14 protein-coding genes, 1 tRNA gene and 1 rRNA gene are annotated in these 11321 nt (G+C 61.3%); 6 read left to right on the plus strand and 10 right to left on the minus strand.

All coding sequences use genetic code 11. The annotated features are described in order from the left end of the window. Positions 1-66 precede the first annotated feature (66 nt). Together AC1DS6_RS35500 and AC1DS6_RS35505 are read left to right on the plus strand one after the other, a co-directional pair. Positions 67-504 carry a hypothetical protein gene (locus AC1DS6_RS35500; protein WP_441630796.1) on the plus strand — a complete coding sequence of 146 codons (438 nt, stop codon included), beginning with the start codon at positions 67-69 and terminating at the stop codon, positions 502-504. A gap of 71 nt (positions 505-575) precedes the next feature. Next, positions 576-1235, plus strand: coding sequence for a C40 family peptidase (locus AC1DS6_RS35505; protein ID WP_441630787.1), 660 nt, complete (start codon positions 576-578; stop codon positions 1233-1235). A gap of 88 nt (positions 1236-1323) precedes the next feature. On the opposite strand, the gene AC1DS6_RS35510 is transcribed toward AC1DS6_RS35505, so the two are convergent. From AC1DS6_RS35510 to AC1DS6_RS35545, 8 genes are all read right to left on the minus strand, one after another. Beyond that, a complete protein-coding gene (locus tag AC1DS6_RS35510; RefSeq protein WP_045239979.1) occupies positions 1324-2334 on the minus strand; it encodes an inorganic phosphate transporter in 1011 nt (336 codons plus the stop codon). Between the two features lie 13 nt (positions 2335-2347). After that, positions 2348-2974 carry a DUF47 domain-containing protein gene (locus AC1DS6_RS35515; RefSeq protein ID WP_035872371.1) on the minus strand — a complete coding sequence of 209 codons (627 nt, stop codon included), beginning with the start codon at positions 2972-2974 and terminating at the stop codon, positions 2348-2350. Between the two features lie 211 nt (positions 2975-3185). Next, positions 3186-4577, minus strand: a complete 1392-nt coding sequence (locus AC1DS6_RS35520) for a replicative DNA helicase (RefSeq protein ID WP_035872375.1) — start codon at positions 4575-4577, stop codon at positions 3186-3188. Positions 4578-4816: 239 nt separating this feature from the next. Next, complete coding sequence (rplI, locus tag AC1DS6_RS35525) at positions 4817-5269, minus strand: 50S ribosomal protein L9 (RefSeq protein ID WP_441630790.1); 453 nt, start codon at positions 5267-5269, stop codon at positions 4817-4819. A 31-nt stretch (positions 5270-5300) separates the two neighbouring features. Then, entirely contained in the window at positions 5301-5579 is a 279-nt protein-coding gene (rpsR, locus tag AC1DS6_RS35530) for a 30S ribosomal protein S18 (RefSeq protein WP_006163606.1), read from the minus strand. 3 nt (positions 5580-5582) lie between these two features. After that, positions 5583-5882, minus strand: coding sequence for a primosomal replication protein N (gene priB, locus AC1DS6_RS35535; protein ID WP_017228959.1), 300 nt, complete (start codon positions 5880-5882; stop codon positions 5583-5585). Between the two features lie 74 nt (positions 5883-5956). After that, positions 5957-6331, minus strand: coding sequence for a 30S ribosomal protein S6 (rpsF, locus tag AC1DS6_RS35540; protein WP_006163598.1), 375 nt, complete (start codon positions 6329-6331; stop codon positions 5957-5959). A 101-nt stretch (positions 6332-6432) separates the two neighbouring features. Then, positions 6433-7431: an asparaginase gene (locus AC1DS6_RS35545; protein ID WP_441630792.1), complete on the minus strand. Its 999-nt coding sequence runs from the start codon at positions 7429-7431 to the stop codon at positions 6433-6435. Positions 7432-7655: 224 nt separating this feature from the next. Here AC1DS6_RS35545 and lexA point away from each other — a divergent pair, with 224 nt between their 5' ends. The 3 genes from lexA to AC1DS6_RS35560 all read left to right on the plus strand — a co-directional run bounded on the left by lexA (position 7656) and on the right by AC1DS6_RS35560 (position 8834). Next, complete coding sequence (lexA, locus tag AC1DS6_RS35550; protein ID WP_035872382.1) at positions 7656-8312, plus strand: transcriptional repressor LexA; 657 nt, start codon at positions 7656-7658, stop codon at positions 8310-8312. Positions 8313-8421: 109 nt separating this feature from the next. Then, a complete protein-coding gene (locus tag AC1DS6_RS35555; RefSeq protein WP_200876818.1) occupies positions 8422-8589 on the plus strand; it encodes a hypothetical protein in 168 nt (55 codons plus the stop codon). Positions 8590-8758: 169 nt separating this feature from the next. Further along, a tRNA-His gene (locus AC1DS6_RS35560) sits at positions 8759-8834 on the plus strand. Between the two features lie 198 nt (positions 8835-9032). Here AC1DS6_RS35560 and AC1DS6_RS35565 read toward each other — a convergent pair. Then, positions 9033-9308 carry a hypothetical protein gene (locus AC1DS6_RS35565; protein WP_441630795.1) on the minus strand — a complete coding sequence of 92 codons (276 nt, stop codon included), beginning with the start codon at positions 9306-9308 and terminating at the stop codon, positions 9033-9035. Between the two features lie 783 nt (positions 9309-10091). Between AC1DS6_RS35565 and AC1DS6_RS35570 the strand changes: the two genes are divergently transcribed. After that, positions 10092-11033: a DUF808 domain-containing protein gene (locus AC1DS6_RS35570; RefSeq protein ID WP_477104239.1), complete on the plus strand. Its 942-nt coding sequence runs from the start codon at positions 10092-10094 to the stop codon at positions 11031-11033. A 199-nt stretch (positions 11034-11232) separates the two neighbouring features. On the opposite strand, the gene rrf is transcribed toward AC1DS6_RS35570, so the two are convergent. After that, a 5S ribosomal RNA gene (gene rrf / locus AC1DS6_RS35575) occupies positions 11233-11321 on the minus strand; the annotation flags it as partial.

Raw genomic sequence — 11321 nt, forward strand, 5'->3', positions numbered from 1 at the left:
GTTGAATCGATGGAGACATTGATGGACAACCACCTGCACCACCATCTGGCTTGCGCCCGCAAGTACATGCCCCTACAGCTATCACGACCATTGCGGCCATTGCGGCCATTGCGCCTGGCACTCGCCGGCAGCATCGTGATTGCCGCATTTTCATGGCTATCGGCTCCCGCGCTGGCTGCCGACGAAATGGTGATCCGCACCATGGGCCCGGTCAGCTATGTTTGCGGCGGTATCGCCGCGGACGAACAGCAACAACTGGCCGCGCAACAAAAGAACTTCAATATGGGCGTCCTGTTCACCCAGGGCGAGCGCGGCGAATATGTCGCCGATGTGGCCGTACGCATGACGCGAGAAGGCCACGAAGTGGCCAGCTTCACGGCATCGGGCCCGAAGTGCCTGATAAAGGCCCCGCAAGGCAGCTACAATATCGAAGCGACTTATAAGGGTCAGGCCAAGTCGATAACCGTCAGTACTGGCACATACAACGCACAGTTGCGCTGGTAGGCCCACGGGCGGCAGCTTCGCTGCCTGCCCGCCACTGGCGCGGCACCTGACCCGGGACCGGACCGAGAAGGATGCCACCGCGCCAGATAGCCCATACCGGAAGACCCGCGCCTTTGCTGGCCGGCGTCTTCGACAGCGCCCGCCTGCCCGCGCTTTGCACCGCTGCGCTGCTGCTTGCCGCCTGCGCCTCTGCTCCGCCGACGCGGCCCGGCGCCCAGTCCCGGGCATCGGCCCCGCCCATGGTCGATCCCAGCGCCGGGCTCGAAGAAGTGTCCATCCAGGCCATGTCCCTGGTTGGCACGCCCTATCGCTACGGCGGCAATACGCCTGACTCCGGCTTCGACTGCAGCGGCCTGGTGCGCTATGTCGTGCTGCGCGCCGCCAACGTCAACTTGCCGCGCACCACCGAAGCCATGGGCGATCGCGGAGTCGCGCTGGAGCGCAGCCAGGTGGCATCGGGCGACCTGGTTTTCTTCAATACCACGGGCCGCGCCAATTCGCATGTCGGCATCTATGTCGGGCAGAACCGCTTTGTCCATGCACCCTCCACCGGCGGCACGGTGCGCCTTGAGGACATGAGCAAATCCTATTGGGCCTCCCGCTACAACGGTGCCCGACGGGTCGCGACAGGGTTTACGCCGCCGCCGGCTGCCTCACCGGCGCCGCAGCCATCGGTTGTGCCGCCGGTGCCGGTGGACGACGACCCCATCGCCGCATTCGCCAATCGCTGACGGCATACGCTCTCCCGCACCGCAACAAACAAAAAGCCAGGCATTGCGCCTGGCTTTTTGCATTCTTGTCGAAGAGGTGTCCGATCGCTCAGAGCACGTGCCGGCCGATCCACCACGCGATGGCTGCCATGAAGGCAGAAGCCGGAATGGTCAGCACCCAGGCCCAGACGATGTTGCCCGCCACGCCCCAGCGCACCGCCGACATCTTCTGCACCGAACCCACGCCGACGATGGCGCCCGTGATGGTGTGCGTGGTCGACACCGGCACGCCCAGCGCCGAAGCGATGAACAGCGTGATCGCGCCACCGGTCTCCGCGCAAAAGCCGCCTACCGGCTTGAGCTTGGTAATCTTCTGGCCCATGGTACGCACGATGCGCCAGCCACCGAACATGGTACCCATGCCGATCGCCACGTAGCAGGAAACGATGACCCAGACCGGCGGCTCCGCGCCGCCCTGCGCCACGTGACCGCTGGCGATCAGCAACATCCAGATGATGCCGATGGTCTTTTGCGCGTCATTGCCTCCGTGGCCCAGGCTGTAGAGCGAGGCCGAGATCAGCTGCAGCCTGCGGAACCAGCGGTCCACCCGCGACGGCGGCGTGCGAAAGAACGTCCAGGCCACGATCACCATCATCAGCGAACCGAGCAGGAAACCCAGCAGCGGTGAGATCACGATAAAGGCCACGGTCTTGAGCAAGCCACCACCAACCAGCGCACCGGTGCCGCTCTTGGCCACCGCGGCGCCAACCAGGCCGCCGATCAGCGCGTGCGAGGACGACGAGGGAATGCCGTAGTACCAGGTGATCAGGTTCCAGGCAATGGCACCCATCAGGGCGCCGAAGATGACATAGTGATCGACAATATTGACGTCGATCGTGCCGGTTCCCACCGTGGCCGCCACCTTGAGGTGGAAGATAAAGATAGCCACCACGTTGCACATGGCGGCCATCGCCACCGCATGGTGCGGCTTGAGCACGCCCGTCGACACCACCGTGGCAATCGAGTTGGCGGCATCGTGGAAGCCGTTCATGAAATCGAACAGCAAGGCGAGCGCCACCAGCAGGGCGATCACCCACAAGCTCATTTGTATGGTCTGCATTCCGATGTGTGCCTCAGGCGTTTTCCAGGACGATGCCTTCGATGATGTTGGCAACGTCCTCGCACTTGTCGGTGATGGTTTCCAGTTGCTCGTAGATGGCCTTCAGCTTGATCAGGCGCTTGACGTCCGTCTCGTCGCGGAACAGCTTGGACATCGCCGCGCGCATTACGCGATCGGCCTCGGACTCGAGCTGGTCGATCTGCTGTGCCGTCTTCAGGATCGCGCTGGCATTGCTCATGTCTTCAAGCAGGCCGACCGCGATCTTGACCTGGTCGCAGCACTGCACGCAGATGGCGGCGAGCTTGCGCGCCTCGTCCGTCAGGCTGGTCACGTCGTACAGCGAGATGGTTTCCGCCACGTCTTCCATCAGGTCGAGGATATCGTCCATGGTGGTGATGAGCTTGTGAATCTCGTCGCGGTCCAGCGGCGTGATGAAGGTCTTGTGCAGCAGGTCGATCGTGTCGTGCGTAATGCGATCAGCCTTCTTTTCAGTGGCCTGCACGCGGCGCGCATGCGCCTCGGCATTGGGCAGATCGTTGACCAGCACCTCCAGCTCGCGGGCGGCGGTCACCGCGCAATCGGCATGCTGGTTGAAGTATTCGAAGAACTTGCCCTCGGTGGGCATGAATCGGCCGAACATGGAATGTTCCTTGTCGAAGCGCGGGGGCGCCGCGGGTTATTGCTGAATGAGGCAGGTACGCATTGCATGACAGCCGCCCTGGGGCGGCTGTCATCAAAACGCAATATTTTACAGGGTTGTGGAGCGAAGCCGGAGGACTTTGACAAGCGGCATGGACAATCCACCATCGCAGCCGAGCCACGATGCCCGGCAAGCCGCGCCAGGACAGGCTTCAGGTATCGTTATCGAAGAAAGCGGGGCCGCCGCTGAAGTTGTCAAACTTCGTGAATTGACCCAAGAAAGTCAGGCGCACGGTCCCGATGGGGCCGTTACGCTGTTTACCGATAATAATTTCGGCCGTGCCCTTGTCCTGCGAATCCGGGTTGTAGACCTCATCACGGTAAATAAACAGGATCACGTCGGCATCCTGTTCGATAGCGCCGGATTCACGCAAGTCGGACATCACCGGGCGCTTGTTGGGCCGCTGCTCAAGGCTTCGGTTCAGCTGCGAGAGCGCGATCACCGGACAGTTGAGTTCCTTGGCCAGCCCCTTGAGCGAACGCGAGATTTCCGAGATTTCGGTCGCGCGGTTTTCACCGCCGCCCGAACCCGACATCAACTGCAAATAGTCGATGATGATCAGGCCAAGCTGGCCGCACTGGCGCGCCAGCCGCCGCGAGCGGGCCCGCAGTTCCATCGAGCTCAGCGCCGGGGTTTCGTCGATGAACAACTGGGCATCGTTCATGCGCTGGATGGCATGTGTAAGCCGTGGCCAGTCCTCGTCGAGCAGGCGGCCGGTACGCAGGCGGTGCTGGTCCAGGCGGCCGACCGAGCCAAGCATACGCATGGCCAGCTGTGTGCCGGCCATTTCCATCGAGAACACCGCCACGGGCAGGCCCTGCTCCACCGCCACGTGCTCGCCGATATTCAGCGAGAAGGCGGTCTTACCCATCGAGGGGCGCCCGGCAACGATGATCAGGTCGCCCGCCTGCATGCCGCTGGTCATGCGGTCCAGATCGATGAATCCCGTCGGCACGCCCGTCACGTCGGTACTCGAGTCACGGTGGTACAACTCGTCGATGCGCTCCACCACCTGCGTCAGCAGCGGCTGGATCTCCTGGAAGCCCTTCTGCCCGCGCGAGCCCTCCTCGGCAATGGCGAACACCTTCGATTCGGCTTCGTCGAGCAGTTCCCGCACTTCGCGCCCCTTGGGGGCGAAGGCCGCACTGGCGATATCGTCGGCCGCGGTGACCAGCTTGCGCAGCACCGAACGCTCGCGCACGATTTCCGCATAGCGGCGGATATTGGCAGCACTAGGTGTGTTCTGCGCCAGCGAATTCAGATAGGCCAGCCCGCCCACCTCCTCCGCCTTGCCAGCGACCTGAAGCGTCTCGTAGACAGTGATGACGTCGGCGGGCTTGGTGGCGGCGATCAACCGGGAGATGCTCTGGAAGATCATCCGGTGATCGAAGCGGTAGAAGTCCGCTTCGGACAGGAAATCGGCGATACGGTCCCAGGCGGCATTGTCCAGCAGCAAGCCACCCAGCACCGATTGCTCGGCCTCGATGGAGTGCGGTGGAACCTTGAGATTATCTAGTTGGGGGTCTGCGACGGGCGCGTTCATGGGAAGGGATTATAACGGTCGCCGCCAGACAGCCGGGGGAGAATTCGCAGCCGGTTGTTACCGCGTCCGGCCAAGTGACGGCGGGACAACCAGCCCTGTGGCAATGATGCAAACGAGGGTAGCGGCCAAACAAAAAGGCAGGAGCAAAACGCTCCTGCCTTTTTGTTTGGTCAAGCCCGATACCGGCAACCGGCCCTGCCAGCCCAACAGGCAAGCGGGACCGGTAGCGAGATCAGTGCTTAGACGTGTTCGCCCAGGACGGAAACCGTCACGTCGACCAGCACGTCGGTATGCAGCGAAACGCTGACCGGATGGTCGCCGACGATCTTCAGCGGGCCATTCGGCAGGCGCACTTGCGCCTTCTCAACCTTGAAGCCTTGACCAGCCAGCGCTTCGGCGATGTCGGCGTTGGTGACGGAACCGAACAGGCGGCCGTCCACACCCGACTTCTGGGTGATTTGCACGGTCAGGCCGTTCAGCTTTTCGCCTTCGCCCTGGGCCGCGGCCAGCTTCTCGGCAGCTGCCTTTTCCAGTTCAGCGCGCTTGACTTCGAACTCGCTGATAGCGGTCTGGGTAGCACGGCGGGCCTTCTTGTTCGGGATCAGGAAGTTACGGGCATAGCCGTCCTTCACGCGAACGATGTCACCCAGGTTGCCCAGATTGATGACTTTCTCAAGCAGAATAATTTGCATCGTGTTTTCTCCTTAACGGACCTAGGGCCGATCAGTTCTTGTGCAGGTCGGTGTAAGGCATCAGCGCGAGGAAACGCGCGCGCTTGATAGCCGTATCGAGCTGACGCTGATAGTGCGCCTTGGTGCCGGTCAGGCGGGCGGGGGTAATCTTGCCGTTGTCGCCGATGAAATCCTTCAGGGTGTCCAGATCCTTGTAGTCGATCTGTTCCACGCCAGCCACGGTGAAGCGGCAGAAGCGCTTGCGCTTGAACAGCGGGTTTTGCTGCTGGAAGCGCTTCTTGTTCTTGTTGTCACGTTTGACGAATGCCATGATTCAATCCTTTTCGAATGCTTTACATCCAGTGATGTGAAAGACGAGAGCCTTGCTGTTGCGGTGCTTGCGGGCCAGGAATCCTTCGCAGTCGAGCATCGCGCCGAGCGGAGTCCGCTCAAGCCGCTGGCCGATCTGACCGATTCCCATGGCGGCGATGGCGAATTCCACCTGCCTGGGCGTTTGCGCCTCGACCGTCTCGCCCGCGTACTGCAAGATGCAGTTGACAACGGGGACCCCGGCCGGGGTGTAACGCAAGGCATCGCGTTCCGCGAGCGTTGCGCAGAGCCTTAGCTGGTTCAACGCACTCTCCCGCACCGATGCCCGCACTTGCCGCCGCGGCGTTCAACGCCCACGGCAACCACAACAGTCCGCACTTAGGCGGCCTGGACTTCGCTGGTCTGTTGCGCGGCCTTGCGGGCTTCTTCGCGCTGCACTTCCTTCATCATCGGGGACGGTGCGGTTTCGGCCTTCTTGGTCTGAACGATGAGGTGGCGCAGCACCGCGTCGTTGAACTTGAACGCGTGTTCGAGTTCAGCCAGGGTTTCCTTGCCGCATTCGATGTTCAGGCAAACGTAGTGAGCCTTGGCCAGCTTCTGGATCATGTAGGCCATCTGACGGCGGCCCCAGTCTTCCACACGGTGGATCTGGCCTTCCTGCGACGTGACCAGCGTCTTGTAACGCTCGATCATGGCCGGAACTTGTTCGCTCTGGTCCGGATGGACGATAAATACGATTTCGTAATGACGCATTGACGCTCCTTTTGGATAAGCCGCCCGGGCGCCATGTCCGGTGCAGCAAGGTTGGATAGCCTTAAAGTATAGCGTGCTTTTGCCTTTTGGAGCAAGCCGCCTTAGTTTTCGGCGAAGAGCGCCTGCAACGCAGCGGGATCCGCAGCCAGTCCGGGCGTTGTCGCCAGGGCCAGCATCAGGAGCACGCGCGCCTTATATGGATTGAGATCGCCTGCAGAAACGAAGGCACCTGAAGCCGGTCGTGGAGGTGCCGGCATTGCCACATGCCCTGCCCCGGTGCGCGAGCTACGCACCACGGCCACTCCCGCCCCGGCCGCGTCCACCAGCGCATCGACCAGCGACTGGTGAACCGACCCGTTGCCTGCGGCCGCCACGACCAGCCCCGCCACACCTGCCTGCGCCAAAGCATCCACCACCAACCGGCCGGGCTCCGCGTAACTAGCAATAATCTCCACCTGCGGCCACTTGCACGGCACGGCCCAGGCCCGGTCCGGCAACAGCCGGGGCGCACGGACAAATCGCACGAGGTCGTCCTGCACGAACCCGATCGGGCCAGCCAGCGGCGACACAAAAGCGTTGACCGCTGACGTATGTCCCTTCACCACATCCCGCCCGGCATGGATTTCCTGATTAATCACCAGTAGCACGCCCTTGCCCGCCGCCCCGGCGCTGGCAGCCACCCGTACCGCGTCCAGCAGGTTCAAGGGACCATCGGCCGACAGGGAGGTCGAAGGCCGCATCGCCGCCGTCAGCACCACCGGCACCGTGCCCACCCATGCCAGATGCAGCAGCATTGCCGTCTCCTCCAGCGTATCGGTGCCATGGGTAATCACAATGCCCGCCACATCGGCCTGCGCAGACCAGAACGCAACGCGTTCAACCAACCGGGCCCAGAGGACGAACGACATGTCCTTGCTATCCACCTGCGCCACCTGCTCCGCCTCGACGCGGGCCACGGCACCGAGCGCCGGCACAGCATCAAGCAGCGCCGTCACAGGCACCGTGGCCGCCTGGTACTTCGCGCTGCTGGCAGCACTGGATGAAGAACCGGCAATGGTGCCACCGGTAGCAAGCACGACGACACGAGGCAGGAGGGACATGGCGAGATAGAGATCGAAAGCCAGAAAGGTTAAGCAGCGAGCGAAAAATTAGGCTGCAAGTGCCGCGAATTGTAACGCCCAGGCTCACGCCGCACGGCGCGGCGAGCCTCGCCTGACGCACCTGTCGATGCGCAAACTCCCAAAATTCCGCTTGCACTTCACTCGATACTGTATAAAATCACAGCATACTGTTTAAACATACAGTGCTTTCCAACACGGCGACCATGGCGACCCTGACACCGCGACAGCAGCAGATTTTCGATCTGATTCGCAGCAGCCTCCAGCACACGGGCTTTCCGCCCACACGCGCCGAGATCGCCGCCAAGTTCGGCTTCTCATCGCCCAATGCTGCCGAGGAACACCTGAGGGCTCTGGCCCGCAAGGGCGTAATCGAACTCACCCCCGGCGCCTCGCGCGGCATCCGGCTCAAGGTTTCGCGCAGCGACTCAGAACTACCAGACCAATTCTCGCTGCCAATGGCCGGCGTGATGCAACTGACGCTGCCCCTGGTCGGGCGCGTCGCGGCCGGTAGCCCGATCCTTGCCGCAGAACACATCGATCGCCAATACCAGGTCGACGCTTCGGTGTTCGACGTGCAACCTGACTACCTGCTCCGGGTACGTGGCCTGAGCATGCGGGACGCCGGCATCCTCGATGGCGATCTGCTTGCGGTCAAGCGTGCCAGCGAGGCCCCGAACGGCAAGATCGTCGTTGCGCGACTGGGAGACGACGTCACCGTCAAACGCCTCAACCGCCGCGGCGACTCGATCGAACTCATTGCCGAGAATCCCGATTTCCCCAGCATCATCGTGCGCCCCGGCCGCGAAGAATTCTCTCTGGAAGGTATCGCCGTCGGCTTGATCCGACCCAGCGGCTTCTGACGAGTGCGGCTGAGGCGGGCAAGCCCGTATCACGCCGACGCCCGATTGTGCCAACGCCGCCCGCTAGTCGGGCACCGCTAACTGTTGTTGCAAGTCACCAGGTGTAGCCATGCTGCCAGCCAACCGCCTCTCCGCCCGCCGCCCCGTCAAGCCCGTACCATTCCGCCAATCCAAAGGCGTGCGTATCTACCAGGGTGCGCAACGACGCACCATGGTGGGCAGCATGGCAGCCATCTGCCGCATGCTTGAGCTGGAGGAGTCGGCCAAGCTTTCATAGGTGGGTTACGGCAGCACTCACTTGCGCGCGTCGCGGTAACCGACCTAACCGGCTGAAATCGCATAAGGCAGCGCAGAGAAAAAATTTGTGCAGAGTGCTAGCCATCCGCCTTTTGGTATTGTATGATCTTGTTCTTCGTTGCTCAGCAGCCAGCTGAGCAACCTCTACGGTGGCTGTAGCTCAGTTGGTAGAGTCCAGGATTGTGATTCCTGTCGTCGTGGGTTCGAGTCCCATCAGCCACCCCAAGAATTTGCCCTGCAAAACAGCGCCTTAACCAAGGCGCTGTTTTCATTTGTGCATCCCAAAGCCGGGTTCCATTCCCGCCATCCTCCCACGGTGGGAATACTTGCAACCGCCGGTGTCAGCACCACCGGCTCGATCTAGCCTGCTTCAGCATACCCCTCCCCCGTTTCTTCCACGCAGCGACCTCTCCCATCCCTTAGCTAGTCCGCAAGAGGGAATCCAAATTCGCCGCGCTCCAGATCTCGTTCAAATGCGACTGTCCACGAAATGCCGGTAGCTGCGGGATAGACTTGGACGTCTCCGCCCACTCGGGCGACAGTGATTTTCCGGGGGATATGACTCGCCCCGCTGCCTCGCGAAATGCCCTCTTCCTCGCTCACCTCGAAGTCTTCTCGAACAAATCCATGCCGCGCGCAGGCGGATTCAAAGTCGCCGCGTTCATTCACGGGCAATTCGTGGAACAGCTTTTGAACCATGGCTATCTCCCAGAGCCTGGCAAAATCCTAGCATGACGGCAAACCAGCGCGCATAGCCAGAAGCGCCAGGCATGAGCCTCATCGAGCGAATGAGAGTGCGGAATCAAAGTTCTACGAGGTGCCTAGATGCTCAGCGCCAGGAGCATCTCACACGATGGCGATTGCACAAGCGAACCTTGACCAAGCGATTTTGGACTCCGCTGAACATTATCGCCGGGCGATTGCCAACGCTTAACAGGCGCGTCTCCTGACTATCACGGCTACACCTGGGCCGACCGATAGCGGGGGGATCGTCAGCCACCGCAGGTCCGTTGAGTACCGCAGTAAGGCGCCTGGCAAAGCATCGTGCGACAGGTTCACAGTAAAAATCAGCCATCTCAAAAGCAAATCAGATCGAACTGCTCTTGCCTGGATCGCATACCCACTAGGTATGGCAGTTCGTCATCCAGCCATTCGATGGGCAAACTCGAATGGATGCGCTGCCCCTCCTGACGCAATTCGCGAGTTGGCTCCACTGCCACGACGCGACGCCCAAGCCGCGCAACAGGAATGACGCGACAAGCATTGATTTTAGATATTTCCCCTACGGCCGAGGAAGCGAACGGTTCTCGCTCGATTTTAGCCTGCAAGCTAACAGCCCACTGAAGGCGAACCGCCAGGATCGCCCCCAAATAGAGTGGGTATGGGATCAATCGCCGTCTTTCCATATGGCAATATCTTGCCATGCGGCCTTGATCACCTGAAGGGCCTCTCCTACTCAGCACCGACATGGGAGCTTGAAATATGGCCGGCACCAGCCTGCTTTTGTTGATCGACGACATCACCTCGATCCTTGACGATGTGGCAACCATGAGCAAGGTGGCTGCCAGGAAGACCGCTGGTGTCCTGGGCGACGATCTTGCCCTCAATGCGCAACAGGTCAGCGGCGTGAAAGCCGATCGCGAGTTGCCGGTTGTGTGGTCGGTTGCGGTGGGTTCTTTGCGCAACAAGGCGATTCTGGTACCGGCTGCGCTCGCAATCAGTGCTGCGACCCCTTGGGCGATCGTGCCACTGCTGATGGTGGGCGGCGCGTTCCTTTGCTACGAAGGATTTGAAAAGATCGCGCACCGCTTCATGCACGGAGAGTCACGGAGCGAAGTAGATCCTCCTGGCGAGCATCAGGCACAAGATCCTCCGACGGATTCAGCAATTGACGAGAAGGCGAAGATCCGCGGCGCGGTGCGCACGGATTTCATCCTGTCCGCCGAGATCATCGTGATCTCACTGGGGACCGTCTCCGGCGCGCCGTTTGGTACGCAGGTGGCCGTGCTGTCCGCCATCGCCCTCGTCATGACAGTGGGTGTCTACGGGCTAGTGGCCGGCATCGTCAAGCTCGACGATGCCGGCCTGTATCTTAGTCAGAAAGCCTCCACCCTCGCGCGAGCCGTGGGCCGCGGGGTTCTTCGGCTGGCGCCTTGGCTAATGCGTATACTTTCCGTTGTGGGTACCGTGGCAATGTTCCTGGTTGGCGGCGGGATACTGGCACACGGATTTCCTGGCATGCATCGCCTGACGGAGGTAACAACGCAAATGCTTGGGGAAGTACCGTTGCTCGGCAGTGGACTGGAAATAGCGGCACCGATGCTGATCAATGCGATGATCGGTCTGCTGGCCGGGGCGTTGGTTACGATCGGCTTCACGGCAGTGAAGCGAGGAATGCGGGTTCTTCTGCCGTCATCGCGCTAACTTGCGACTGGACCTGTACCTTGTGCTGGCGATCGCGGACAAGAAGGTTTGCTTGAAGCAGGCTTTAATCGGCCTTTTCGCCACGAGCGGATCAGAGCGCTGTGCTTGTTTCGGCGCAAAACTCCGAAGGAGCAGCGTGAATCGCCGCCGCAAAAGCAAAACCCCCCAGTACTTTCGTACTGGGGGGTTTCAAGGGAGAGCCTGGCGATTACCTACTTTCACACGGGTATCCGCACTATCATCGGCGTGGAGTCGTTTCACGGTCCTGTTCGGGATGGGAAGGGGTGG

Source organism: Cupriavidus sp. 05L310, assembly GCF_056398185.1.

Coding starts and splice junctions, on each gene's coding strand:
- AC1DS6_RS35500 (WP_441630796.1), top strand. CDS start 67: ATGCCCCTACAGCTATCACGACCATTGCGGCCATTGCGGCCATTGCGC.
- AC1DS6_RS35505 (WP_441630787.1), top strand. CDS start 576: ATGCCACCGCGCCAGATAGCCCATACCGGAAGACCCGCGCCTTTGCTG.
- AC1DS6_RS35510 (WP_045239979.1), bottom strand. CDS start 2,334: ATGCAGACCATACAAATGAGCTTGTGGGTGATCGCCCTGCTGGTGGCG.
- AC1DS6_RS35515 (WP_035872371.1), bottom strand. CDS start 2,974: ATGTTCGGCCGATTCATGCCCACCGAGGGCAAGTTCTTCGAATACTTC.
- AC1DS6_RS35520 (WP_035872375.1), bottom strand. CDS start 4,577: ATGAACGCGCCCGTCGCAGACCCCCAACTAGATAATCTCAAGGTTCCA.
- rplI (WP_441630790.1), bottom strand. CDS start 5,269: ATGCAAATTATTCTGCTTGAGAAAGTCATCAATCTGGGCAACCTGGGT.
- rpsR (WP_006163606.1), bottom strand. CDS start 5,579: ATGGCATTCGTCAAACGTGACAACAAGAACAAGAAGCGCTTCCAGCAG.
- rpsF (WP_006163598.1), bottom strand. CDS start 6,331: ATGCGTCATTACGAAATCGTATTTATCGTCCATCCGGACCAGAGCGAA.
- AC1DS6_RS35545 (WP_441630792.1), bottom strand. CDS start 7,431: ATGTCCCTCCTGCCTCGTGTCGTCGTGCTTGCTACCGGTGGCACCATT.
- lexA (WP_035872382.1), top strand. CDS start 7,656: ATGGCGACCCTGACACCGCGACAGCAGCAGATTTTCGATCTGATTCGC.
- AC1DS6_RS35555 (WP_200876818.1), top strand. CDS start 8,422: ATGCTGCCAGCCAACCGCCTCTCCGCCCGCCGCCCCGTCAAGCCCGTA.
- AC1DS6_RS35565 (WP_441630795.1), bottom strand. CDS start 9,308: ATGGTTCAAAAGCTGTTCCACGAATTGCCCGTGAATGAACGCGGCGAC.
- AC1DS6_RS35570 (WP_477104239.1), top strand. CDS start 10,092: ATGGCCGGCACCAGCCTGCTTTTGTTGATCGACGACATCACCTCGATC.